Raw genomic sequence first — 24252 nt, 5'->3', positions numbered from 1 at the left:
CCCGGTCAGGCCTTGTCACTTGGCGCTGCCCCGCAGCGCCAAGCTCGGTCCTGATCCGGGTTGACCTGGCTGATCGCCTGGGAATCTCTGAGGTGCTGATTCACCGCGCTGCGGCGGGCCCGGCGGGAACCTGGGCCTGCAGCAGGGTCGAGGCGGTTCCGCCGGAGGGGCGGATGGCCCGGAGGAGGGACTGGATCCGGCCCTGCATCTCCTTGTCGTCCACCTTGCCCACCCGGGCCAGGTAGAGGGTGTACAGATCCGGGTTTTCGGCCGCGGCGGTCCCGGGCTTGAGAAAGGCGGGGTGCACCGCCGCGATGCGGCTCGCGCCCTCCTCCTCGAAGGTCCGCTGGGTGTACGGGTGCCGCTGCCGGGCGATCTCCTTCCACCCCTTCTGCTCGCTGTCGGGCATGGAGGGCGTGGGGTGGAGGTGCTTCAGCAGCACGAAGTAGTTGTCCTCCTCGTCCTCGGAGATGCTCAGCCGGCGCAGGTCCCAGACCACGTCCGCCCCCTTCCGCGAGAATCCCATGTTCAGGATGAGGAAGGCCTTGGGGGACAGGTCCAGTTGCGAGGAGTCCAGGTCCAGCTTGGCCCAGAGGGTCTGAAGCCGGAGGGAGCGGCCTTCCTGGAAGGCGAAGGCCATGTCCCGAAGGGCGGCGGGGAGCCGGTCGCGATGCTGGAGGAACTCCGCCCAGTCCCGGAGCTGGCCGCTGTAGGGGACATACGTGTAGTCCAGGAACTTCGCCATGTCGTAGAGCCAGGGCATCAGCGAGTTGGAGTCCACGAACTTGACGGCCATCACCACGCCAGAGGGGACCAGGGTGCTGTAGGTGAGGACCACACCGTCATCATAGGCCGTGAACCAGATGGCCTGCTGCCAGGGCCGGCCGAAGCGGTCCGTGTGGGCCTTAACCTGGTAGGGCTCGCCGAAGGAGGTGACGCGGATGTCCTGGCCGCCCACGGTGCGCGTGACCTGGGCGCCCTTCAGCAGCAGGTCCATGGACACCTTCGGCTTGGCGAGGAGGTCGCCGAGGCCGACGCCGTCCGGCCGGCGGATGCGGAACAGGTAGACGCCGTTGGCCTGTGCGTAGCGGAGGCGGCCGTTCTTGGGCAGGTCGTTGCCCTTGTACTCCAGGCCGGAGAACGCCCAGGTCTTGGTGGTGTTGTCGCGGAAGATGACTTCCGGATCGCCGCTGGTGGGGATGTCGCCGATGGCCGCCTCGCTGGCCTCGCCGCCGGGGAACAGCTCCGGCCCCAGGCTGCTGAAGAGGCCGTCCATGGACTGGGTGTAGAAGGCGGCTTCCCGCGCGGCGAGCTCCTTGCGGAGGTCGGCATAGGGGCGGGGCAAGGGGAGGGTGAAGGACCGCTCGAGGGCCTTCGACTTGTCGGGGAACAGGGCGAAGGAGAAGGTCATCTTGTTGAAGAAGGCGGCGGTGTTCGCCTTCACGGCCTTCATCTCTTCGGTGGGCAGGGAATAGCAGATGTTGTCCTTCTTTCCCTGGACGAGGCCCACAACGCGGCCCTGGGGATCCACCAGGGGGCCGCCGGAGTTGCCGGGATTCACGCCGGCGCTGCTCTTCAGCACGTTCCAGGCCCCGCTCATGGGCTCGGGCAGGGTGCCGAGCACCTCGCCGGGCCGGATCACCAGCCCCTCCCCGTAGGCATTGCCCACGGTGAACACGGTCTCGTTGACCTTGAACCCGGGCCGGAGCTCCAGCCAGCGGTCGAAGGTCCGGCCCTTGACCGTGAACTTGATCAGGTCCCGCTGCTCGTCCAGCGCGGTGATCTTGTCTACTTCCCAGACGTTCTGGCGGGCATCCCGGATATAGCAGGTCCGGTAGCCCATGGAGGCGTGGACCACCTGGAAGACATGGTGGGCGGTCACCAGCTCCGTCCCCGAGATCGCGAAGGCCGTGCCGATGGAGGTGTAGCGGTCGTTGCGGATGTTGAAGGGCACCAGGTCCCAGGGCAGGTCCTTCTCGTAGGAGACGGGATCCTTGGCCGGATCGGGACGGAGGATCACCACCTCGAAGCTCGCCTCGGTGACCCGGGCCTTGACGGCCGGGGCGAGGGTCGTCTCCTGGGCCTCCAGGGGGGCGCCGAGGAGCAGGACGGGGAGGAGGAGCGCAGCGAGGGATCTCATGGGCCATCCGTGGAGGGGGGGCAAACCTTCATCCAGCCTTGGGGCGGTGCAGCGGGGGTCACTGGTCTTGAATCCCCGAAGTGTATCCGAGATGGCGCCGGGCGAATTCGCGGTACCTTGGGGCGCATGGACAGATTCCGATCCGGCGTCTCCTCGCCTCTCCGCAGACGGGTGGAGGGTCTGGGCCTCCGCGAGGTGGCCCCATGAACCCCCTGGACTGGGATCTGGGCAACGTGCCCCCGGGCGTGGCCTGGGGCGGGGTGGACGAAGCCGGCCGGGGCGCCTGGGCCGGCCCCGTGGTGGCGGCCTGCGCGGTGCTGGATGCGGACACGGCGCGCCGGTGGGGCCATGTGCTGAGGGGCGTCCGCGACAGCAAGCAGCTGACGCCCGGGAAGCGGGAGGTCCTGGCCGCGGAGCTGAGGGCCATCCTGCCGGCCTACGGCATCGCCGAGGTGGATCCCATGGCCATCGACCGGGAGAACATCCTGGAGGCCACGCTGATGGCCATGCGACAGGCGGCGAAGGACCTGGCGTTGCGCCCCCGCATCCTGTTCGTGGACGGCAACCGCGCGCCGGGCACGGGCCTGCTGGAGCGCATGGTGGTGGACGGGGATGCGATCAGCTGCGCCATCGGGGCCGCCAGCATCCTGGCGAAGGCCCACCGCGACGCCCTCATGATCGCCCTGGAGGAGGAGCATCCGGGCTATGGGTTCGGCCAGCACAAGGGCTATGGCACGGCCCTGCACCGGGCCCGGATCGCGGAGCTGGGCGTGTCGCCCATCCACCGCATCAGCTACGCGCCCGTGGCCGCCCTCCAGCGGGTGGACGAGGATCTGCGCGAGGACCTGCGCCACAGCCTGGACCGCTGCACCTCCGTGGCGGAGCTGCGGGCCTGGGTGGAGACCGATCTGCGGCCCGCGTACGGCCGCCTGAAGCTGGTGTGGGTGGAGACCCTGCGCCGCCGTTACGCCGACCGGCTGGCCCAGTTCGCGACCGAGGAGGAGGGCCTCGAGTGACCGAGGTGGCCCTGGCCCTGATCCGCCGTGGGGATCGCTGGTTCCTCCAGCGGCGGGCCCCGGCGAATCCGGTCCTGCCGGGCCTGTGGGAGTTTCCGGGGGGCAAGGCGGAGCCTTCCGAATCGCTTCTGGAGGCCCTGCGCCGGGAGGTCCGCGAGGAGGTGGGGATCGAGCTCACCGAGGTTCGCGCGCTGCCGGTCCTGGAGGGCTCCGTCCGCCTCCATCCCTTCCTCGTCGATGGACCCGGATCGCCCCGCACGGACCTCGGTTGGGGATGGTTCACCCTCGAGGAAATGGCGGGACTGCCCATCCCGCCTGCGAACGCGGAGCTGCTCCGCCGCCTGGCCGGGCTGCCCTGACCGGGCGGCCCGGACCGATCTGATAGGCTGGACTCTTCCCCAGGCCCGGAGCTGTCATGACGCGATTCCTCGTTCGGACCTTCCTGTTCGCCCTCGCCGCGCTGGCCCTCCAGGCCCAGCAGACCGAGGTCGTGCTGAGCGCCTCCAGCAGCGCCAAGCTGGTGCTGGGCATGGCCCCGCCGAAGGCCTCGGGTCTCGACGAGGCCCAGGTGGCCGCGGAGTTCACGGCGGTGCTCAAGCGGGACCTGGACGAGACGGGCGTCTTCGCCGTCCTCCAGGAGGGGCTGCCCGCGGCCACCGCTCCGGCGAAGGCCTGGAAGGAGGCCGGCGCCCAGTGGCTGCTGAACGTCCGTCTCGCCAAGGGGCCCGCGGGGGACCTGCAGTTGGATGCCTCCGCCCTCGACACCGCCGCGGAGAAGGCCGTGTTCACCAAGCCCTACAAGGCGGACCGGATGGTTCCCTTGCGGCGCATGGCCCATGCCCTGGCCGACGACCTGGTGGCCCGGCTCACCGGCGAGCGGGGCGTGGCCTCCACCCGCGTGGTCTTCGTCCGCCAGATGGCGCCGGGCGTGAAGGAGCTGTTCCAGATCGACCGGGACGGCGCGAACCTGGTGCAGCTCACGCGCCACGGCAGTCTCACCCTGTCTCCCTCGGTGGCCGCGGACGGCCGCCTGGCCTACATCACCTACAAGGGTGGCGCGCCGGAGATCTGGGGCCAGCGCCGCCGGGACGGCGCCCACGAGAAGCTCTATCCCGCCACGGGCTCCGGGATCATGCTCTCCACGCCCGTCTGGTCGCCGGACGGCCGGCGGCTGGCCTTCGTCCAGGGCGACCGGCGGGGGAACAGCGACATCATGGTGCTGGATCTGCAAAGCGGACGCGCGCGGCGCCTGACCGACGGCAACGGCATCAACACCGAGCCTTCATGGAACCCCAACGGCACCCAGATCGCGTTCACCTCGGACCGCGAAGGCGGGCCCCAGGTCTTTCTCATGCAGGATGACGGCTCCAACCTGCGCCGCCTGACGGGCGAGGGCACGTACAACGCCAGCCCGGCCTGGAGCCCCAACGGCGCGATGATCGCCTATGTGTCCCGGTTCGAAGGCAAGTTCGATCTTTTTATCTATAAATTGGGGGAAGGAAAGGCCTACCAGATCACCACGGGCGTGAGCACGTCCGAATCCCCTGCGTGGTCTCCGGATGAGCGCCGGCTTGTGTTCACGAGCAACCGCTTCGGCTCCATGCAGATCTTCACCACGGACCTGTCAGGTCGCCAGGTGGTGCGAATGACGGAGCTTCCAGGCTGCCAGAGTCCCAAGTGGACGAGGGCGCGATAAAAAATAAATGGCATTTACCGGAGTACTGTCCATCTATACTCATGCTCATCCAGGAGGAACAACCCCATGAGATACGGAACCTACCTCGTCCCTGCGGCCATCGTGCTCACGCTCGGCAGCCTCGCCTGCAAGCCCCCCAAGACCGCTGAGGAGATCAAGGCCGAGACCCAGGCCGCGTTCAACGAGGGCTACCAGGCGTTCAAGGACGGGAAGGCCCGCGAGACCAATCCCTACGTGACCGCGAAGGATGCGAAGGAGATTCCGCACAAGATCCAGGGCTGGTACGACGGCTGGGACAAGGCCAAGGCCGACAAGGACGCCGCTGACAAGGCCGCCGCCGAGAAGGCCGCCGCCGAAGAAGCCGCCCGCAAGGCCGCCGCCGAGAAGGCCGCCGCCGAAGAGGCCGCCCGCCGCGCCGCCGAGGCCGAGAAGGCCGCCGCCTACAAGCGCGCCGCCGACGCCGCCCTCAAGACCATCCACTTCGACTTCGACAAGTCCGAGATCAAGGAGGCCGACCGCGCCCTCCTCCAGGGCATCGCCGACTTCATGAAGGCCTACCCCGCCGCCAAGGTCGAGATCGAAGGCCACTGCGACGAGCGTGGCACCAACGAGTACAACCTGGCCCTCGGCAACCGCCGCGCCGCCGCCGCCCTGGCCTACCTGAAGACCCTGGGCGTGGACGAGGCCCGCTTCACCACCATCAGCTACGGCAAGGAGAAGCCCCTCTGCACCGAGGCCAAGGAGGCCTGCTGGAGCCAGAACCGCCGCGGCGAGTTCAAGCTCAAGTAAGCGTTCCGCATCGCGCGAAGCGGGGGCTCCGGCCCCCGCTTTTCGTTTAGGATGGAGGCAGCTTCGGAGGCCCCATGAGTGTCCGCGCGATGATGCTTCCCACCCTGGCTGCGCTCCTTGCCGTCGGGTGCGGATCCGAGGACCAGCTCCGCCGCGTGGAGCAGGAGGTCGGCGACCTCAAGCTCGAAGTCTTCAAGCTCCGCCAGCAGATGGAGGACGGCAACAAGCGCGCCGAGGCCGAGCAGAAAGCCGCCCAGGAATCCCGGGCCCAGGACCGCCGGTTCCAGGCAGACCTGCAGGAGAGCCTGCGCCAGGTGCAGGACACCACCCGCGTGCTCAACAACCGCCTGAACAGCCTGCCCCGCGGGGGGTCCCGCCCGGCAGAGGCCGCCTCGCCCGCGGCCCCCGCTGGCGAGGACGAGCGCGCCTTCAACGCGGCCGTCCTCGACTACAACCGCGGGAACTACCCCCTGGCGGCCGAGGGCCTCAACCAGTTCCTGAAGGCCTATCCCCAGAGCGCGAAACGTCCCGACGCCCTCTTCTTCCTGGGGCTCTCCCACTACAACCAGGGCGCCTACGACAAGGCCCAGCAGGCCTTCGACCGCATCATCAGGGACCACGCCGCCTCGCCCCAGTTCCTGCCCGCCAAGCTCAAGCGCGCGCAGTGCCTCCTCAAGCAGGGGCTGAAGCCCGCCGCCGTCAAGGCCTTCCGCGAGCTGGTGGACGGCTTCTCCGGCAGCGCCGAGGCCCGCACGGCCCAGCAGGAACTGAGCGACCTGGGCCTCTGAGCGCATGGGCACCGAAAGCTGGCGGGTTCCGGTCCGCATTGACTTCGCGGGCGGCACCCTCGACCTCTGGCCCATCTACGCCATGATGGGCGGCTGCCTCACGGTGAATGCCGCCGTGGACCTCTGGATCGAGCTGGAAGTGGTGAGGAGCGGCTCCGGACACCGGATCACCAGCCGCGACCTGGGGGTCGACCTCGCCTTCGACGCCTGGCCCGCCGAGCCGCCCCGCGGTCTCTCCTGGGTGTGGCGCGCCCTGGACGCCTCCGGTGCGCCGCCCGCTTCCGTGTCCATCCACAGCCCCGTGCCCCAGGGCTCGGGCCTGGGGGTGTCCTCCTGCCTGGGCGTGGGCCTGCTGGGGGCGGCCCTCTCGGCGGAGGCCGGTGAAGGTCTTGCGCGCAAGGTGCCGATTCTGCGGGACCTGGAAAGTTGCGAGCTTCAAACTCCCGCGGGCTGGCAGGACTACTATCCGGCGGCCCTGGGCGGAGCCCTGGCGCTCCACTGGGAGAGCCCGGACCCGCGCTGGGAGCGGCTGGAGCCCCATCCCGGCCTGCTGGCGGACCTGGTCGTGTTCTACACCGGCAAGCCCCACCACTCGGGCATGACCAACTGGGAGGCCTACAAGCGGTTCATCGAGGGGGACCGCCAGACCCGCGAGGCCCTGTCCGACATCCGCGGCATCGCCCGGGAGATGGCCGCGGCCCTGCCGTCGGATCCCTCCGAGGTGGCCGCCCTCCTGGAGCGGGAGGGTCAGGCCCGGGTGAGGCTCTCCCCGGCCGTGGAGACGGAGGCCATGCGCACGGTGCGCGAGCGTGGCCGCCGCGAGGGTTGGTACGCGGGCATGAAGCCCTGCGGCGCCGGCGGGGGAGGCTGCTGCCTCCTGGTGGTGAAGGACGGCCATCGAGAAGCCGCCGAGGCCGCCCTGCGGGACATGGGCCTGCCTCCCCTGGACCTGCGGATCACGTCGAAGGGCCTGCACAGGCTCGCATGAGGGCCGCGGGATCCGGCGCTTCCAGGGGGCGCTGCCCGGGCGTGGCGAGGAGGTCGCGCAGGCGCTGATCCCGCTTGCCCACGGCGAGGGAGGGTAGCTCCCCGGCCGGGATCCACCGCAGGCCTTCCGCCGCCGGGAAGCGCGCCCCCAGGTGCAGGTGGAGCGGAGCCACGGCCTCCCGGCGGTGCGTGTAGACCTGGGTCCAGGCAGGCCAGGCGGTGAAGTCGCCATGGGCGGCCTGGGCGGGGAAATCCGGGATCTCGAGGGCAGGCCAGCGCCAGAGGCCCGCCAGCAGGCCCTTGGCGGCCGGCGGATGCAGGAGCACATGGCCCTCGGCCTCCAGGGCCACCAGCCAGAGGGCCGAGACCTTGGGCTTCGGCCGTTTGGCCGCCGGGGGGATCTCGGCGGCACGCCCGGCTCTGCGGGCGCCGCAATCCTCCGCCAGGGGGCAGGATTCGCAGGCGGGAGCGGGCCCGCAGGTTGTGGCGCCCAGCTCCATGAGCGCCTGGGTCAGGCGGGAGGGGCCGTGGGCCTCCAGGGCCGGGGCCAGCCAGGTCCGCAGTTCCGCGGCCCGGGCCTTGGGATCGCCTTCGATCAGCAGCAGCCGCGCCAGGACCCGGAAGGCGTTGCCGTCCAGGGCCGGGGTGGCCCACTGGAAGGCGATGGAGCCCACGGCGGCGGCGGTGTAGGGGCCCAGCCCGGGCAGGCCCGCCAGGCCCTCCAGGTCGCCGGGCCAGCCCTCGGTGGCGATGCAGCCGGCGGCGGCCTTCAGAAAGCGCGCCCGGCGGTAGTAGCCGAGCCCCTCCCAGGCCTTGTGGACCATGTCCTCATCGGCCTCTGCGAGAGAGGCGGCCGTGGGGAACCGCGCCATCCAGCGCGCGAAGTAGGGGACCACCGTGGCCACCTGGGTCTGCTGGAGCATCAACTCGGAAACCAGCACCGCATAGGGGTCAGGGTGGGGGGCGTCGAGGTCCCCGGCCCGCCAGGGCAGGTCCCGCCGCACCGCCTCGAACCAGGGGGCCAGGGGGGCCAGGAGGGCGGAAGCGGCGGGCCAGGACATCACCAAACCCTACCATTCAGGGCCCTGGGAGCTGGAAGCAGGGCGGTTGGTTCTCGGGGAGATTTTCGGGTATTCGGAATTTCGTATCTGATTTAGAATTCTTTTTTTTTCACGGGTGAACCTTGAAATTCATTGGCATTGAACTCCGATCCTTGTCCCCCGTCCTCGTGGCTGCGGGCCTGGCCCTCCTCTCCGCCTGCGGAGGCGGCTCCTCCAGCTCGGGCAGCGTGGGGGCCCCACCCCCTCCGGCCACGCTGAGGCTCCTGCCCGCATCCGGCGACATCAAGGTGGGCGGCGCCCTGCAGGTGTGGGCCGAAGATGCCCAGGGCCACGCGGTCCAGGCGAGCTTCTCGGTGGTGGAGGCCCAGGGTGGGACCGTGGATGCCGCCGGTCGCTACCAGGCGCCGGCCACGGCGGGTACCTACCATCTGCGGGCCACCAGCAGCCAGGCTCCCGGAGCCGTGGCCGAAGCGGCGGTGAAGGTCTCGGTCTATCAGGTGGCCCTCGCCCCGGCTCCCTCCTCCCAGGTCAGCCGTCTCGACCACACCGCCAGCCTCCTGCCGGACGGCAGCGTCCTGCTGGCCGGCGGGGTGGAATCCAGCCAACTCGAGCGGTACCTGCCCTCCAGCGGTTCCTTCGCGCCGGCCGGCGACCTGGGGACCCGGCGCTGGGCCCATCAGGCCTCGGCCCTTCCCGGCGGGGGTGTGCTGCTGACCGGCGGCATCGGAGTCACGGGCAACGTGTCGGCGGTCCAGTCCACGGCCCAGATCTACGAACCGGGGACCGGCGCGCGCCCCGCCGGGGCCATGACGGCCACCCGGATGCTCCACGCCGCCGCGGAGCTGGCGGATGGCCGGGTGCTGCTGACCGGCGGGCTCCCCGTCACCGGTTCCGACATCTACGCCACGGCCACGGCGGAGATCTTCAACCCGGCCACCGGCGGATTCACGGCCTCGGGGTCCATGGGCACGCCCAGGACGGGCCACACTGCCACGCGGCTCCCGGATGGGAAGATCCTCATCGCCGGAGGGCGCGACAGCAGCTGCGCCATCTACTGCCCGCTGCGGATCTGGGCCTCCGCGGAGCTCTACGATCCCGCCACGGGCACCTTCACCTCCACGGGGAGGCTGACCCAGGCACGGTACGGGCACACGGCCACGGCTCTGCCGGACGGCCGCGTCCTGATCACGGGCGGCACCACGCCGGACCTTCCCGACACGGACATGTCCTCCTCCGTGGAGATCTACGATCCCGCCACAGGCACCTTCGCCGGCGCGGGGACCCTGCTCCGGCCCCGGAGCCACCACACCGCGACCCTCCTCACGGACGGGCGGATCCTCCTGGCCCACGGACGGACCACGGGCGAGAGTTCCATGGCCTCGGCCACGCTGGAGGTGTTCGACCCGCTGCTGTCCAAGAGCGTCCTGCTGGTCTCCAACCTGACCACCCGCTACAGCCACACGGCGACCCGGCTGCTGTCGGGCGACGTGCTCCTGGCCGGCGGCACCGAGGGCGGCGGAGGGATCAACCTGACGGAACTGTTCCGCTAGGTGCGACTGCCAGCCTGAAACAAAAAACGAGCGCCGGATGGCGCTCGTTTCGTTTGGTGCCCGCGAGCAGACTCGAACTGCTACGGCTTGTGGCCACCACCCCCTCAAGATGGCGTGTCTACCAATTTCACCACGCGGGCACGTGGAACAACCATCTTCACCCAAAGCGCGAACGCGGTCAATGCCCGGTTTCGCGCGGGGCGGTCCTACTTCGTCCCGGGCGTGTGCGCAGGCGCGGGCGCCGGCATGGGAACGGCGGGGGCAGGCGCGGGCACGGTGGCCGCGGGCTTGTCGGAGATCTTCTCCAGCACCGAGCGGTTGCTGCGGATGATGAGGACTTCGATGAGCAGCGTGGTGCCCAGGAAGCCGGCGGCCAGCCAGTAGGTGGCCTTGGAGAGGAAGGGCGTGGCGCCCTGGGCGCCGAAGGCGGAGTTCGCACCGCCGCCGCCGAAGGAGGCGCCGAGGCCGCCCTTGGTGCCGGGCTGCAGCAGGATCGTCCCGATGAGCAGGACACCGAAGAGGATCAGAAGCGCGAGGGCGAGGCCATTCATGGAAAACTCCGAACCTCCTAGTCTTACACAGGGTGGAGCCTACATCCAGAGTCCTGTGAGGCTGGGCGTCCGCAGGGCCTGATGCACTGCCTGGGCCCGCTCCACGAGGCGGATGAAGTCCGAGGGCAGCAGGGCCTGGGGCCCGTCGCTCAGGGCCTTCTCGGGGTTGCAGTGGGTCTCCACCAGCAGACCGTCCGCGCCCGCGGCCACGCCCGCCAGGCCGCAGGGGATCACGAGGTCGCGCCGCCCCGTGGCGTGGCTGGGGTCCACCATGACGGGCAGGTGGGTGAGGGCCTTGGCCGCCGGAACCACGCTCACGTCCAGCGTGTTGCGGGCGTGATCGGACCAGGTGCGGATGCCGCGCTCGCAGAGCACCACGTTGCGGTTGCCCTCGCCCAGCACGTACTCCGCGGCGTAGAGCCACTCTTCGAGGGTGGCGGAAGGTCCGCGCTTGAGGAGGACCGGCTTGCCGCAGCGTCCGGCCCGGCGCAGCAGGGCGAAGTTCTGCATGTTGCGGGCGCCGATCTGCACCATGTCGGCGCTGCGCTCCACATCGTCGAAGGTCTCCACCTCCGTGGCCTCGGTGACGATGCCCAGGCCGAACTCGGCGCGGGCCTCCTCCAGCAGGCGCAGGCCCTCCAGCCCCAGGCCCTGGAAGGCGTAGGGGCTGGTGCGGGGCTTGAAGGCGCCGGCCCGCAGCAGCTTCACGCCGGCCTCTGCCACGTAGCGAGCCACGGTGAAGAGCTGGTCCCGGCTCTCCACGCCGCAGGGGCCGCCCACCAGCGCCAGGCCGGGGCCGCCGATCTTCACGCCGCGCACGTCCACCACCGTGCGCTCCGCCGCCGCATCGGCGCTGGCCAGCTTGTAGGGGCTGGTGATGGGCACCACGCGCCGCACGCCCGCCATGGGTTCGATGCGGTCCGGCTTGAGGGCCTTGGAGGCGTTCGGCGCCACGATGCTGAGGGCCTCCGGCGTCTCGTTCACCTGGCTGCGGATGCCGGCGGATTCGAGCAGAGCCAGGACTTCGCCCACCTGGTCGGGCGTGGCGGAGGGTTCCATGAGGATGAGCATGCGGCCTCTCGATCGATCCTGATTCTACCTCTCCGCCGGGAGCCGCCGCCTGGACAGGGGGCGGAGGGGCCCCCAGACTTGGGCGCGGAGGTCCCATGCGGCGCGCCCCCTTCCTGCTCCTTGTCCCCCTGATGCTGGCCATCGGCTGCGCCCGGCCAGAGGTGGAGGCCTTCCGGCGGAATCCCGGGCCCGTGAGCGTGTCCGTGAGCCTGCCCGCGGGCCTGGCGGACCGCGAGGCCTTCCAGAAGGAGTACGCCTCGGCCCTGCGCGCCCGGCTGGCCACGCGGGTGGTGGTGGTGCCCGAGGGCGTGAAGCCGCCCATGGGGGCCGCCGAACTGCAGGTGGACATCCGGGACCTCTCCCCGGCGGCGGGCCAGCCCAGCCCCGCCACCGTGGGCGTGGCGGTGGGAGCTTCCGTCGGTGCCCTGAGTGCCGCCTCCGGCAACCGCGGATGGGGCGTGGTGGATGGCCTCTTCTGGGGCCTGTGGGCCGGCACGCACGCGGCTTGGGCCCAGGAGCACACACGCGACCGCCTGGGCTACCGCCCCCAGGTGATCCGGGCCCAGGTGCGGCTGGTGCAGCCCGGGAACCCGGAGCCGCTCTGGACCGAGGCCATCGAGCCCTCCGAGGTGGTGGAGGCCATGGACCCGCTGCCGCCGGGATCGCGGGACGACGATGGCCGCATCCGGGAGGAGGAGGCCAAGGGCTTCGCCCGGGTGGTGGTGCAGAAGCTGTCCTCGGACTTCCACTGGATGCGGCTCACGGACCAGCACTTCTACCAGGAGCCCGGCGCCCGGAAGGACAACCCCGCGCCTGGACCGGATCCGGAGCCGAAGAAGGACCCGAAGGACTGATGGAAGCCAAGGCCCTCCGCTGCCCCGGATGCGGCGCTCCGGTCCCTCCGGATGCGCCCCAGTGTCCCTATTGCCAGGCCCAGCTGGCCACCGTGGCCTGTCCTGCCTGCCTGGCGCTGGTGCCGCTCTCGGCGGACCACTGCCCCTCCTGTGGCACGGCCCTGGCTCCCCGGGCGCCGGCCGTGGCCGACGGGGCCCCCTGTCCCGCCTGCGGGAAGCCCTTGGCCGCGGCGCAGGTGGGGGACCTCGCCACCCGCTCCTGCCCGGCCTGCGGCGGGCTGTGGCTGGATCGCGAAGCCTTCGAGGGCCTGGCGGGCAGCCGGGAGGGTCAGGGCTCCGTCCTCGGGGCCCTTCCCGTGCCTTCCGCGCCGCCAGTGGCGGCCCTGGAATCCGTGCAATACCGGCCCTGTCCCGCCTGCGGCCAGCGCATGAACCGGGTGAACTATGCACGGCAGTCGGGCGTGGTGCTGGATGTCTGCAAGTCCCACGGGATCTGGTTCGACCAGGACGAGCTGCGCCGCGTGCTGGCCTTCATCGCGGGGGGCGGATTGGACCGGGCCCGGGGACGGGAACTGGAGGACCTGAAGGAGGCCCAGCGGGCCCGGGCTCTGCAACCCGCGGCCGGCCTGGACCTTGAGCCGCAGACCAGCGCTCTGCCCTCATGGCTCTCGGCTGCAGGGTTGGTGGGGCTGGCCGTGCAGCTCGCGGACCATTTCCTCCACCGGGACTGATCAGCCCGCCTGCTTCACGAGGGTGGCGAACTTGGCGGGATCCAGGCTGGCGCCGCCCACCAGGCCGCCGGCCACCTCGGGGATGTCCAGCAGCTCGGGGAAGTTCTCGGGGGTGATGCTGCCGCCGTAGAGGATGGGCACGGGGCCGAAGTTCAGGTTCATGTACTCGGCGATCTTCACCTTGATGAAGGCATGGGCCTCGCGGATCTGGCCCACTTCGGCCCGGAGGCCCGTGCCGATGGCCCAGACCGGCTCGTAGGCCACCCAGAGGGGCGTGGGGCCGGTCTTCGCCAGGATGGAGAGCTGGCGGTCGAGGACCTCCAGCGTCCGGCCCTGCTTCCGCTCATCCAGGGTCTCACCCACGCAGAGCAGGGGCAGGAGGTTCCAGTCGCGGGCGGCCTTCACCTTGGCGACCAGGGCCTCGTCCGTCTCTCCGAAGAGGTGGCGGCGCTCGCTATGGCCCAGGATCACACCCGAGCACCCCACGTCGTGGAGCTGCGCCATGGAGATCTCGCCCGTGAAGGCGCCCTTGGGCTCCGCATGGCCGTTCTGCCCGAACACGCGCACTTGGCGGCTCCGGAGGCCGTCCGCCACGGGGCGGATGAGGTGGAAGGGGGGCGCGATGGCCGCGGTCACCGAGGGGGAGGGCGCATAGTCCGCCAGGAAGGCCTCGCAGAAGTCGCGGGCCTCTCCGGACAGGAAGTTCATCTTCCAGTTGGCGACGACGAAGCGCATGGGCAAGGACTTTCAGCTGTCAGCTCTCAGCCATCTGCTGCGGGCTGGGGTTGAGGGGCGATGCAGCAGTCTAGCGGGAAAGCGCCACGACGCCAGGGAGTTCCAGGCCGCTGAGGAACTCCAGGCTGGCGCCGCCGCCTGTGGAAACGTGGCTCATGCGCGGGGCCACCCCAGCCTTGTTCACCGCGGCCACGCTGTCGCCGCCGCCCACCAGCACGAAGGCGCCCCTGTCCGTGGCCTCGGCCAGCTCTTCGGCCATGCTCAGGGTGCCGGCGGCGAAGGACGCCATCTCGAAGACGCCCATGGGCCCGTTCCAGAGCAGGGTCCTGGCTCCGCGGATCTCGGCGGCGTAGGTGGCCACGGTCTCGGGGCCGATGTCCAGGGCCATGCGGTCCGCGGGGATGTTCTGGTCCACGGTGATGGCGCAGTCCGCATCCTCCTTGAATTCCGCGGCGGCCACATGGTCCAGGGGCAGCAGCAGGCGCGTGCCCTTGGCTTCGGCCTGCTTGAGCAGGTCCAGGGCCAGCTCCAGCTTGTCCTCCTCGCAAAGGCTCTTGCCGATCTCGAAGCCCTGGGCTTTGAGGAAGGTGTAGCTCATGGCGCCGCCGATGAGGATGGCGTCGGCCTTGCCCAGGAAGTTCTGGATGAGCTCGATCTTGTCGCTCACCTTGGCGCCGCCGAAGATCACCACCAGCGGCTTCTCCGGATTCTCGGTGACCTTGGCCAGGGCCTTCAGCTCCTTCTCCATGAGGAAGCCCGCCGCGACGCGGTCCTTGGGGAAGTGCGGCACCATGCCGCTGACGGAGGCGTGGGCCCGGTGGGCCGCGCCGAAGGCGTCGTTCACGTAGGTGTCGGCGAGCTTGGCCAGGCTGGCGGCGAAGTCCTCCTTGTTCTTGGTCTCGCCCTTCTCGAAGCGCAGGTTCTCCAGCAGCAGCACCTGGCCCGGCTTCAGGGCCGCAGCCTCGGCCGCCACGGCCTCGCCGTTCACGTAGCTGGCCAGGCGGCAGTCGAAGCCCTGCTCCTTCAGCCAGGCGGCCACGGGCGCGGCGCTGAAGGCGGCTTCGAAGCCCTTGCCCTCGGGCCGGCCCAGGTGGGAGGCCAGCACCACGGAGGCACCGCCGTCCAGCAGGCACTTCAGCGTGGGCAGGGTCTCGCGGATGCGGGTGGCGTCGGCGATGCGGCCTTCCTTGAGGGGCACGTTCAGATCGGCCCGGAGGAAGACCCGGTGCCCCTTGACGTTGAGATCCCGCACCGACTGGAAGCCCATGGCTGCTCCTTGCTGATGGAAACCTCCATTATTGGCTGTCGGCTCTCGGCTGTCAGCTCTCAGCTCTCAGCTGTCAGCTGTCAGCTGTCAGCTGTCAGCGGGTGGAGGGCGCGGCCTTCTCGAAGATGCCGATCCAGCGCGGGCTGTCTTCGGTGAAGGCTCCGCCCGCGTAGGTGCCGCGGACCGTGCGGAGCCGCAGGCCCGCGGAGGAGGCCATGGCCTCGAGGTCGGCGGGAGCGTAGAGCCGCACGCTCTCCATGGCCTCGCGGGTCTCCCCCGTATCCACGTGGGTGAGCGTCATGCGCTTCACGATGCGGCCGCCCTCGATGGCGCGGCGGCTGAGAACCCGCACGCCCGCCCGCTCCAGCGTGTCCTCGGGCACCATCGCGCGCGCCACGAGCCCGGCGTTCAGGTAGTCCATGACCAGGGCGCCGCCGGGGCGGAGGATGCGCCCGAGAGCCAGCATGAGGGCCCGGTTCTGGTCGTCGGAGAAGTAGCCGAAGGGCGTGAACCACAGACAGACGCCCGAGAGCCTGCCGTCCTTCACGGGCAGGGCGCGCATGTCTCCGCGGAGGAGCCAGGGGCGCAGGTCCTCCGGAGCCAGGCGGAGCAGGGAGGGCGAGAGATCCATGCCGAAGGCCTGGGGATTGGTCCGGCGCAGGACCTCCAGGTGGCGGCCCGCGCCGCAGCCCAGGTCCAGCACGGGGCCCGCCGCCAGCCCCGGGGCCGCGCCCAGGGCCAGGGCCACGGCACGGTGGGCCTCCTCCGCGTCCCGGTGCGCGTAGAGCAGGGCATAGTCCTCATCGAACCAGGTTTCGAACCAGTCGGCCATCGGGGAAGGCTAACACCTCCGGGGCCGGTAGAATGGGGATGGAAGGAATCCCATGCAGCGCCCCGAACGCCTCGAAGACCAGATCCATTTCCTGCTGTCGAACCTGATCCAGCGCGAGCTCCGCGACCCGGAGCTCGGCTTCCTCACCCTCACCGCCGTGCGGCTCTCGCCGGACCGCAGCGTGGCCAAGGTGTATTTCACGGTGCTTCCCGCCAACGGCGGCGACCAGGAGGCCCAGGACGCCCTCACCCGCAAGGCCCTGGGCCGCGCGGCGGGCTTCCTCCGCAGCCAGCTGGCCTCCCGCCTCAAGATGCGGCGCGTGCCCGAGCTGCGCTTCTTCCCGGACGGCACCCTGGAGGAAGGCAACCACATGGAGACCCTGCTGGCGGAGATCGAGAAGGAGCGGGCGTCGCGGCCTCCAGATTCCTCAGCGGAATCTGGAGAAGAGGACTGAAACTTCAATAATTCAGCTGGGGGATGTTGGATGAAGGTGAACTCCAGCGAGGGGCGAGGGTATCGAAGCCAGATGGGGCAGTTCTTTACGCCTGCCGCGACCGCCGAATTCATGGCGTCCCTCTTCGGCCCCCTGCCACACGAGACGAGGCTGCTCGATGCGGGGGCCGGCGAAGGGGCGCTCAGCCTGGCTGCGGTCCGCGAGATCTGCAGGAACCACCCCCAGGTGAGGCGGCTGATCCTGGTGGCCTATGAGCTCGATCCAGGAGTCGTCCCGGTTCTTCGCGCGACATTGGCGGAATGCGGCGAGCTTTGTCGGGACGCAGGCATCGCATTTTCGTTCGAAGTGATCGATCGGTGCTTCATCGCGCACTCCCGGGAGGCACTCGAAGGCGGCCTCTTCGCGGAAGGCGGACCTGGATTCCACGCAGCCATCGTCAATCCCCCCTACCGTAAGATCACGACCGCTTCCCGGGAAAGGCGCGACCTGAGCGCCCTCGGTATCGAAACCAGCAACCTCTACACGGGTTTCCTCGCACTCATCGCCAAGCACCTCCTCCCCGGTGGGCAACTGGTGGCCATCACGCCGAGGAGCTTCTGTAACGGCCCGTATTTCAAACCCTTCCGGAAGCTGTTCCTTGAGGCCATGGCGTTGGCGCGGATCCATGTGTTCGAGTCACGGCGTGAAACCTTCAAGGGCGACAAGGTTCTTCAGGAAACCGTGATCTTCCACGCCATCGCGGCCCGGAGCCCGGGCGCCATCGTCTGCGTCACCTCCAGCCTGGGAGTCGATGGGGTGTCCATGACCTGCGCCGAGGTGCCATTCTCCGAGATCGTGCATCCGGGCGACCCGCATCGATTCATCCACATTCCTTCAGGGGATAGGCATCTGGCGGCCCGGCTTAGGGTTGCGTCCCTACCAGCCACACTGGATCAGCTGGGCCTGTCCGTATCCACCGGTCCGGTGGTGGACTTCCGGCTTCGAACCGCCATCCGCAGGGACCCCGAGGCCGGGGCGGCGCCCCTCGTCTATGCCAGCCATTTCAATGGGGGAACCGTCCATTGGCCGAGGCCTGGCGGGCGGAAGCCCAATGCGATCCTGGTGAATGACGAGACGCGGAAGTGGCTGGTCCCAGCTGGGAGGTATGTGCTTACGAAGCGGTTCACTTCGAAAGAGGAAAGAAGACGCCTGGTCGCGTCGGTGTTCGACCCCTCCGAAGGGTCAGGCGATCTGGTCGGATTCGAGAACCACTTGAACTACTTCCACGCTGGAGGGCATGGCCTGGAGCGGGACCTGGCCCTGGGTCTGTTCGCCTACCTCAACGGGACGCTCGTGGACGACTATTTCAGAAGTTTCAGCGGGCATACTCAGGTGAACGCCACCGACCTGCGGAAACTCCCGTATCCCGACTGCCTGACCTTGAAGAAGATCGGATCTGACATGGTCCGGCTCGACCTCGACCAGGCCCAGATCGACGCGCTCCTGGAAAGGCACCTCCATGGCTGACACAGCAAAACCGCGTAGGGGAGCACGGCTTCAGGAAGCCATGGTGATCCTGGAGGCGCTGGGCTTTCCGTCGCGCCAGCGAAACGAGGTGGCCGCCTACACCTTGCTGGCGCTCGCAGGCCTGGGGCCGAGGGGAAAGTGGCGTGAAGCGCAGGCGCCCCTCATGGGCATCACGCCCATCATTGGATTCATCGCGGAAAAGCACAGTGTCCGCTATGCGCCGAATACGCGCGAGACCGTGCGCGACGAGGCGGTGAAGCATTTCGTCGAGTACGGGCTGCTCGTGAGGAATCCGGACCAACCCGGCCGTCCAGTAACCAGCGGCAAGACGGTCTACCAGCTCGAACCGGCGGCGCTGGAACTGCTGCGCGCCTTCGGCGGAAGCGACTGGCCGCACCTGCTGGCCGGCTACCTTGAGGGCCGGGCAGGACTCCTCAAGGAGCTGCGTCGTAGCCGTGCCATGGTGCGCATTCCCGTCACGCTTCCAGGTGGTGAGAAGATCACCCTTTCCCCCGGCGGACAGAACCCCTTGATCGGAGAAATCGTGCGGGAGTTCTGCCCCCGCTTTGCTCCCGGTGGCGAGGTGCTCTACCTCGGTGATGCCGAAGACAAATTCGCGCACCTCCAAGCCGGGCGCCTGCGCGAGATCGGCGTCGACCTTCCGGCCGCGGCCAAAATCCCCGATGTGATGATCCATGACCATCGCCGCAACTGGCTTCTGCTGGTGGAGGCCGTCACGAGCGCGGGTCCCGTGGACGCGAAGCGGAGGAAGGAACTGAAGTCGCTCTTCGAGGGTTGTTCGGCCGGGTTGGTCTTCGTGACCTGCTTCGAGAGCCGCAAAGCCATGCAGGACTTCCTGTCGCAGATCGCCTGGGAGAGCGAGGTCTGGATCGCCGAGGATCCGGAGCACCTGATCCACTTCAACGGCGAACGCTACCTTGGGCCGTACCCTGATGCCCTTCCTGGACGGGATGGGTGATGACGGCGGCGGACGCACCTAAACCGGGCATCCACCTCGTCCACAAGACCGTGGGGCAGTCCAGCTTTGACGTGATCCGGGGCTTCAAGCGCCGGGCCTTCGAGGCCGGCCAGAAGAAGCTGGCCCTGGGCCACGGCGGCACGCTGGATCCCTTCGCCGACGGCCTGTTGCTGGTGCTGGCGGGCCAGGCCACACGGCTCATGGAGCTGATGCATCCCCTGCCCAAGACCTACGTCGCGGAGGTGGCCTGGGGCGTGGAGACCGATACCTGCGACCTGCACGGGAAGCCGGTGTCGGAATCAGGCGCGCGGCCTTCCCAGACTGCCCTGGAGGCGGCCCTGGCGCCCTTCCTGGGCTGGACGGACCAGGTGCCCCCCGCCACCAGCGCCAAGAAGATCGATGGCGAGGCGGCCTACAAGAAGGCGCATCGGGGCGAGGACGTGGTGATGAGGCCCTGCCGGGTCTTCCTGCATGCTGCGCGCTGGATCGCCCATGACCTGCCTCAGGATCAGCCGGGCCGCAGCACCCTGGAGCTCACCTGCCGGGGCGGCTTCTATGTGCGCAGCCTGGCGCGGGACCTGGGCCGGACCCTCGGCTGCGGCGCCCACCTGGCCGCCCTGCACCGCACGGCGATCGGCCCCTGGACGGACCCGGGCGAAGGCCGCGAACGCCTGCTCACCGGCGCCGACCTGCTGCCCTGGTGTCCGTCGCGCCTGCTGACCGGCGAGGAAGCCGGGCACCTGAGCCACGGCCGGGCGATTCCGGTGGGGGAGACCCTTCCCGCGACCTGGCCCATGCCCAGCGGATTTCCGGACCCCGGCGCTCCGCTGCGGGCCCTGCATGACGGGCGGCTCGTGGCGCTCCTGAGGGCGAGCGAGGACGGTCTGCGGACCTTCGCCAACCTGCGGGGCGGGCTGTAGAGCGGGCCTGCAGGAGCTCCGGCCTGGGCCCGATGGACCTCCTGCCGCCTGCGCTACGCTGAAGCACGGGGGGATCTCATGCGGCACGGGATCGTCAAGCACTACACCCGGGAGGGCGTCACCATCGTCTGGCGGCCCGGCGTCTGCATCCACTCCCGGCGCTGCTTCCACGCCCTCCCCGCGGTGTTCGACCCCTCCCGCCGCCCCTGGGTGGACCTGGGTGGAGCGGCCCTGGAGCAGATCCTCGAGCAGGTTTCGAAGTGCCCCTCCGGCGCCCTCAGCGTGAAGCGGAGCGAGGCCGAACCGGTTCCAACCGGGGTCCGGGTGGAGCTGGTGCCGGACGGCCCCCTGGTCCTGCGCGGGGAGGCGGTCCTGGTGGCCCCGGACGGTTCCGAGCGGCCCTGCTCGGGGGCCACCGCCTTCTGCCGCTGCGGCACCTCCGGGCGCAAGCCCTTCTGCGACGGGTCCCACCGGGCGGCGGGGTTCAAGGGCTAGGATTTGAGGCTAGGGCTGGCGCCGCTTGAACTGGATGCGGCTGTGGACCGTGAACGGCTTGTCCCCCTCGGCGACCTCGAGGATCTCCACATGCTCGGTGGGCGAGACCACTTCGAGGATCTCGCGGGCCTTTGTGGCGGCCGGGGCGGCGTCGAGCTGCACGCTCTCGAAGACCAGCCGGGAGGGTGTGCTCTTGGTGGCGGAGTAGGCGTACATGCCGTTGAAGCGGTCCTCGCGGAGCAGGCGGAACACCAGGGCCTTCCGGGCCGTGTCGTAGGCCAGGAAGCTGGCATGGCTGGTCACGGAGCCGTCCGGGTGGAGGGTCTGGGGCGGGAAGTTGGCCATGTTCCGCTCCTGGAGGAACTGGCCGCTCAGGATGAAGCGGTACCGGCGCGTGGCCGTGCCCGTCCCTTGGTCCCCCGAGATGGCCCCCTGCCATTCCCCCGCCAGGAAGCGGACGGGAGCCCAGGGATCGGAAGGGACATTCTGGGCCTGGGCCGGGGAGAGAGTCCCGATCAGGCAGGCCAACGCCAGGACAGACTTGGTCATGACAACCTCGAGGAGCGTGAACCTCTAGATTACCCGCCCCCGAGGGGTTCTCAATCCTGAAGAGGCACCCGGGCGGCCAGATCGTCCAGAACGTCCAGCATGTGCCTGCACTCCTCGCAGCTGGTGTGGGGGCTGCCGCAGGGGAAGCCGTCGCTCTGCATGCCGAGGCAGCGGGGCTGCTGGATGAAGCGGGCCAGATCGGCCATGAGGCCGGAGACCCTGGTGCGGAGGGGGCTGTCCGGGATCTCCCGGAGGGCCATGACGAGGGTCCATTCCTCCGCGCTGAGGGTGGTCTGGATGGCGGTGTCCGTCATGGCTGCCTCCTGGGCGATGCCGTGCCTACTTGTCGAGCCCTTCCACGGACTTGATGCCCCAGGCGAAGGCTTCTTCGTTGAGGGGGATCAGGGCGCACTTGTCCTTCAGGGCGGTGCGGATCGCGCCAAGGAGGGTGTCCTTGGGGAAGATCCCCGTGGCGGCCTGGAGGGCGCCCAGGGCCACGATGTTCTTCACCACAGCCTTGCCCAGGTCCGTGGCGATGCCCGTGAAGGGCACGGGGAAGACCTTGATGCTGGGATCCAGGGCCGGAGCCTCGGAGACCACGGAGCTGTCGTAGATGACGTAGCCGCCCTTGCGGACCGTGGGTCCGAACTTGGCCAGGCTGGGGGCATTGAACGCGATGAGCACCTGGGGATCCGGCGATCCGGGATTCAGCACCTCCTCCTCGGCCACATGGACGTCGGCATAGGACGTGCCGCCGCGGCTCTCGGGGCCGTAGCTGGGGATGTGGGTGGCGTCGAAGCCCTCGCTGATGGCGGCCCGGGCGATGAGCATGGCCGCGGTCTGGGCGCCGTCGCCGCCGGACCCGGCGAGCTTCAGCGAGATGTCATGGGCCGCCAGGTGCGTGGGGAAGCCCTTGCAGAAGCGCTCGGGGTGTTCGGAGGTGGCGCCGGCCAGGCTCAGGATCTTCTCGCCCTTGAAGCAGGGGGCGTTCCGCTTGAACCAGGGATCGACCGTGAGGTCCTTCTTCACGCCCAGCGGATAGACGGGCTCCATGCACTCCTTGACCCACTTCTCCGTGTCCTCGGGGTTCATCTTCAAGTGGGTGGGGCACTCGGCCAGCACCTCGATGAAGGAGTAGCCCTTGCCCTCCACCTGGAGCTTCATGGCCTTCTGGATGGCCTTCTTCGCCTTGATGCGCTGCTTGGCATCGTAAAGGGCCACGCGCTCCACGTAGACCGGGCCGTCCAGGCCCGCGATGAGCTCGGCCATCTTCAGGGGCTGGCCGTTGTACTCGTTGCGGCCCGAGGGGCTGGTGGAGCTCTGCTGGCCCATCAGGGTGGTCGGGGCCATCTGGCCGCCGGTCATGCCGTAGATGGCATTGTTGATGAAGATGACGGTGATGGGGGCGCCCAGCTGGGCCGTGGCCACGGTCTCCGCGAGGCCGATGGAGGCGAGGTCGCCGTCGCCCTGGTAGCTCACCACGATGCTCTCGGGGTTGGCGAACTTGTGGCCCAGGGCCACCACGGGCGCGCGGCCGTGGGCCGCCTGGGTGTTGCCCACATCGAAGTAGTAGTAGAGGAACACGGAGCAGCCCACGGGGCTCACGGCCACCGTGCGGTCCTGGATGCCCAGCTCGTCGATGGCCTCGGCCAGGTACTTGTGGGCCAGGCCGTGGCCGCAGCCGGGGCAGTAGTGGGTGGCGTGGCCCTTCAGGCCCTCGCCGTGGGAATGGCGCTCGAACTTGTCGTAGAAGACGCTGGCTTTGCTCATGCGAGCACCTCCTTCCGGCCCAGGACCCGGGTCATGATTTCGCTCTGCTGGGGCAGGACGCCGCCCATGCGGCGCACGGACTCGATCTCTGGGAACTCGCGGACGCCGGCCTTGCTGAGGGCGAGGCGGAGCTCATCCTCCAGCTGCCCGGCGCTGGCTTCCACCACCACGAGGCGCTGGGCGCCCTGGATGGCGGCCTTCAGGTCCTCGACGGGGAAGGGCCAGAGGGTGATGGGCCGGAAGAGGCCGGCCTTGATGCCCTGGTGGCGCAGCTCCTGCACGGCGCCCTTGGCGGTGCGGGCCGGGGTGTTGCAGGCGATGAGCACCACTTCGGCGTCGTCGCAGAGGAAGGACTCGGCGCGGGCCTCCACCTGCATGGCCTCGTACTTGGCGTTCAGGTGGACGTTGTGCGCCTCGAGGTCGCTCTCCGTGAGGAAGATCGAGGTGATGACGTTCTTGCGGTGCATGGCGTCACCGTAGACCGCCCACTTGGGGATGCCGGGCTTGACCATGGTCTCGGGCAGCTGCACCTTGCCGGTCATCTGGCCCAGATAGCCGTCGCCCAGGAGGATGACGGGGTTGCGGTACTTGAAGCTCAGCTCGAAGGCCAGCATGGTGAGGTCGAGCATCTCCTGGGGTGTGGAGGGAGCCAGCACCAGGGCGCGGGTATTGCCGTGGCCGAGGCCGTGGCAGGCCAGCTTGATGTCGGCTTGCTCGGGGGCGATGTTGCCCAGACCCGGGCCGCCGCGCATGACGTTCACGAAGACGCCCGGCAGCTCCGCGCCGATCATGTAGGAGACGCCCTCCAGCATCAGGCTGAAGCCGGGGGAGGATGTGAAGGTCATGGTGGGCAGGCCCGCGCCGGCGGTGCCGTACATCATGTTCACCGTGGCCACTTCGCTGACGGCCTGGATGAAGGTGCCGTCCAGCTTGGGCAGGAACTTGGCCATCAGCTCGGCGCCCTCGGTGGAGGGGGTGATGGGATAGCCGTAGACGTGGCGGCAGCCGGCCAGCAGGGCGCCCAGGGCCGACGCGTAGGTGCCCTTGATGACCAGGGGCTCGGTGCGGGGCAGGGGCAGGACCTCGTTCGGGATGTCCACGGGTTCGGGGGCATCGCTGGGCTTCACCCCGAAGAGCTTGGCGGGATCCTCCAACTCGAAGTCCTGGATCTCGCCTTCATGGGCGGGGCGCAGGCCGTAGGGCTCCGGGCAGGCGTCCATGCAGAGGCCGCAGGCGTTGCAGTTCGCCAGGTCCAGCGCCACCGGGACCAGCCCCGTCAGGGGGTTGATCTGGTCGCTGAGGGTGATGCAGTCCTTGGCGCAGGCGTCGAGGCACCGGCCGCAGCCCTTGCAATACTCCGGCAGCAGGAAGGGTTTCGGTCGTTCTTTGAGGGCCATGGGAACTCCGTGCAGGGACGTGGGTCCAACCACCGGGAAGTGTCATGCCCGCCCCTTGTGCGCGCGGTCACAAGCGGGCTCCGGGGCAGACCGCCACCGACCGATAGGTCCGGA

At 69.4% G+C, this 24252-nt stretch carries 25 protein-coding genes and 1 tRNA gene; 14 read left to right on the top strand and 12 right to left on the bottom strand.

Annotated elements, in window-relative coordinates; translation table 11 throughout:
• Nucleotides 1-100 precede the first annotated feature (100 nt).
• Nucleotides 101-2140 (bottom strand): S1 family peptidase, encoded by a 2040-nt coding sequence (locus G398_RS0114950; RefSeq protein WP_026854191.1) that lies wholly within the window; start codon nt 2138-2140, stop codon nt 101-103.
• A gap of 203 nt (nt 2141-2343) precedes the next feature.
• On the opposite strand from G398_RS0114950, the gene G398_RS18930 reads away from it, so the two are divergent.
• From G398_RS18930 to G398_RS0114920, 6 genes are all read left to right on the top strand, one after another.
• Entirely contained in the window at nt 2344-3156 is an 813-nt protein-coding gene (locus G398_RS18930) for a ribonuclease HII (RefSeq protein ID WP_084512813.1), read from the top strand.
• Nucleotides 3153-3515, top strand: coding sequence for an NUDIX domain-containing protein (locus tag G398_RS0114940; RefSeq protein WP_026854190.1), 363 nt, complete (start codon nt 3153-3155; stop codon nt 3513-3515). Before G398_RS18930 ends, G398_RS0114940 begins: the two co-directional genes overlap by 4 nt.
• 56 nt (nt 3516-3571) lie before the next feature.
• On the top strand, nt 3572-4852 hold the full coding sequence (locus G398_RS0114935; RefSeq protein ID WP_026854189.1) for a PD40 domain-containing protein: 1281 nt from the start codon (nt 3572-3574) through the stop codon (nt 4850-4852).
• A gap of 66 nt (nt 4853-4918) precedes the next feature.
• Nucleotides 4919-5641: a peptidoglycan-associated lipoprotein Pal gene (pal, locus tag G398_RS20040; protein ID WP_052572085.1), complete on the top strand. Its 723-nt coding sequence runs from the start codon at nt 4919-4921 to the stop codon at nt 5639-5641.
• A 74-nt stretch (nt 5642-5715) separates the two neighbouring features.
• A complete protein-coding gene (locus tag G398_RS0114925; RefSeq protein WP_084512812.1) occupies nt 5716-6429 on the top strand; it encodes a tetratricopeptide repeat protein in 714 nt (237 codons plus the stop codon).
• Between the two features lie 4 nt (nt 6430-6433).
• Nucleotides 6434-7417, top strand: coding sequence for a GHMP family kinase ATP-binding protein (locus tag G398_RS0114920; RefSeq protein WP_026854187.1), 984 nt, complete (start codon nt 6434-6436; stop codon nt 7415-7417).
• Here G398_RS0114920 and G398_RS22075 read toward each other — a convergent pair.
• On the bottom strand, nt 7386-8477 hold the full coding sequence (locus G398_RS22075) for an A/G-specific adenine glycosylase (RefSeq protein WP_052572084.1): 1092 nt from the start codon (nt 8475-8477) through the stop codon (nt 7386-7388). The genes G398_RS0114920 and G398_RS22075 overlap by 32 nt on opposite strands.
• A 152-nt stretch (nt 8478-8629) precedes the next feature.
• On the opposite strand from G398_RS22075, the gene G398_RS18915 reads away from it, so the two are divergent.
• Nucleotides 8630-10027, top strand: coding sequence for a Kelch repeat-containing protein (locus tag G398_RS18915; protein WP_052572083.1), 1398 nt, complete (start codon nt 8630-8632; stop codon nt 10025-10027).
• A gap of 54 nt (nt 10028-10081) precedes the next feature.
• Here G398_RS18915 and G398_RS0114905 read toward each other — a convergent pair.
• The 3 genes from G398_RS0114905 to aroF form a co-directional block, all read right to left on the bottom strand.
• Nucleotides 10082-10167 (bottom strand) — tRNA-Leu (locus G398_RS0114905).
• Nucleotides 10168-10233: 66 nt separating this feature from the next.
• Nucleotides 10234-10578: a preprotein translocase subunit SecG gene (gene secG, locus G398_RS0114900; RefSeq protein ID WP_026854186.1), complete on the bottom strand. Its 345-nt coding sequence runs from the start codon at nt 10576-10578 to the stop codon at nt 10234-10236.
• Between the two features lie 39 nt (nt 10579-10617).
• Nucleotides 10618-11649 (bottom strand): 3-deoxy-7-phosphoheptulonate synthase, encoded by a 1032-nt coding sequence (gene aroF / locus G398_RS0114895; protein WP_026854185.1) that lies wholly within the window; start codon nt 11647-11649, stop codon nt 10618-10620.
• A 95-nt stretch (nt 11650-11744) separates the two neighbouring features.
• On the opposite strand from aroF, the gene G398_RS0114890 reads away from it, so the two are divergent.
• Together G398_RS0114890 and G398_RS0114885 are read left to right on the top strand one after the other, a co-directional pair.
• On the top strand, nt 11745-12503 hold the full coding sequence (locus G398_RS0114890) for a hypothetical protein (RefSeq protein ID WP_026854184.1): 759 nt from the start codon (nt 11745-11747) through the stop codon (nt 12501-12503).
• Entirely contained in the window at nt 12503-13234 is a 732-nt protein-coding gene (locus G398_RS0114885; RefSeq protein ID WP_026854183.1) for a zf-TFIIB domain-containing protein, read from the top strand. The genes G398_RS0114890 and G398_RS0114885 overlap by 1 nt, the downstream gene beginning before the upstream one ends.
• Here G398_RS0114885 and tpiA read toward each other — a convergent pair whose 3' ends face one another.
• The 3 genes from tpiA to G398_RS0114870 all read right to left on the bottom strand — a co-directional run bounded on the left by tpiA (nt 13235) and on the right by G398_RS0114870 (nt 16068).
• A complete protein-coding gene (gene tpiA / locus G398_RS0114880) occupies nt 13235-13969 on the bottom strand; it encodes a triose-phosphate isomerase (protein WP_026854182.1) in 735 nt (244 codons plus the stop codon).
• A 70-nt stretch (nt 13970-14039) separates the two neighbouring features.
• A complete protein-coding gene (locus tag G398_RS0114875; protein WP_026854181.1) occupies nt 14040-15236 on the bottom strand; it encodes a phosphoglycerate kinase in 1197 nt (398 codons plus the stop codon).
• Between the two features lie 94 nt (nt 15237-15330).
• The gene (locus tag G398_RS0114870; RefSeq protein WP_026854180.1) at nt 15331-16068 is read right to left on the bottom strand and encodes a class I SAM-dependent methyltransferase; all 738 of its coding nucleotides are present in this window, start codon (nt 16066-16068) and stop codon (nt 15331-15333) included.
• Between the two features lie 52 nt (nt 16069-16120).
• On the opposite strand from G398_RS0114870, the gene rbfA reads away from it, so the two are divergent.
• The 5 genes from rbfA (at nt 16121) to G398_RS0114845 (ending at nt 20422) form a co-directional block, all read left to right on the top strand.
• Nucleotides 16121-16522, top strand: a complete 402-nt coding sequence (gene rbfA / locus G398_RS18910) for a 30S ribosome-binding factor RbfA (protein ID WP_052572082.1) — start codon at nt 16121-16123, stop codon at nt 16520-16522.
• Between the two features lie 30 nt (nt 16523-16552).
• On the top strand, nt 16553-18028 hold the full coding sequence (locus G398_RS18905) for an Eco57I restriction-modification methylase domain-containing protein (RefSeq protein WP_052572081.1): 1476 nt from the start codon (nt 16553-16555) through the stop codon (nt 18026-18028).
• Nucleotides 18021-19007, top strand: coding sequence for a BsuBI/PstI family type II restriction endonuclease (locus G398_RS0114855; RefSeq protein ID WP_052572080.1), 987 nt, complete (start codon nt 18021-18023; stop codon nt 19005-19007). The genes G398_RS18905 and G398_RS0114855 overlap by 8 nt, the downstream gene beginning before the upstream one ends.
• The gene (gene truB, locus G398_RS0114850; RefSeq protein ID WP_043485610.1) at nt 19007-19927 is read left to right on the top strand and encodes a tRNA pseudouridine(55) synthase TruB; all 921 of its coding nucleotides are present in this window, start codon (nt 19007-19009) and stop codon (nt 19925-19927) included. The genes G398_RS0114855 and truB overlap by 1 nt, the downstream gene beginning before the upstream one ends.
• A gap of 78 nt (nt 19928-20005) precedes the next feature.
• Nucleotides 20006-20422 (top strand): (4Fe-4S)-binding protein, encoded by a 417-nt coding sequence (locus tag G398_RS0114845; protein WP_026854177.1) that lies wholly within the window; start codon nt 20006-20008, stop codon nt 20420-20422.
• Nucleotides 20423-20431: 9 nt separating this feature from the next.
• On the opposite strand, the gene G398_RS0114840 is transcribed toward G398_RS0114845, so the two are convergent.
• From G398_RS0114840 to vorB, 4 genes are read right to left on the bottom strand one after another with little or no spacing between them, the layout of a single operon-like run.
• Nucleotides 20432-20971 carry a hypothetical protein gene (locus G398_RS0114840; protein WP_026854176.1) on the bottom strand — a complete coding sequence of 180 codons (540 nt, stop codon included), beginning with the start codon at nt 20969-20971 and terminating at the stop codon, nt 20432-20434.
• Between the two features lie 50 nt (nt 20972-21021).
• The gene (locus tag G398_RS0114835; RefSeq protein ID WP_026854175.1) at nt 21022-21285 is read right to left on the bottom strand and encodes a hypothetical protein; all 264 of its coding nucleotides are present in this window, start codon (nt 21283-21285) and stop codon (nt 21022-21024) included.
• A gap of 25 nt (nt 21286-21310) precedes the next feature.
• On the bottom strand, nt 21311-22741 hold the full coding sequence (locus G398_RS18900) for a 2-oxoacid:acceptor oxidoreductase family protein (protein WP_043485608.1): 1431 nt from the start codon (nt 22739-22741) through the stop codon (nt 21311-21313).
• A complete protein-coding gene (vorB, locus tag G398_RS0114825; RefSeq protein WP_084512810.1) occupies nt 22738-24138 on the bottom strand; it encodes a 3-methyl-2-oxobutanoate dehydrogenase subunit VorB in 1401 nt (466 codons plus the stop codon). The genes G398_RS18900 and vorB overlap by 4 nt, the downstream gene beginning before the upstream one ends.
• Nucleotides 24139-24252 lie beyond the last annotated feature (114 nt).

This window comes from Geothrix fermentans DSM 14018, assembly GCF_000428885.1.
In the GTDB taxonomy this organism is placed as follows: domain Bacteria; phylum Acidobacteriota; class Holophagae; order Holophagales; family Holophagaceae; genus Geothrix; species Geothrix fermentans.
The sequence above is the reverse complement of the archived record's forward strand: the minus strand, read 5'-3'. Positions and strand labels throughout refer to the sequence as shown.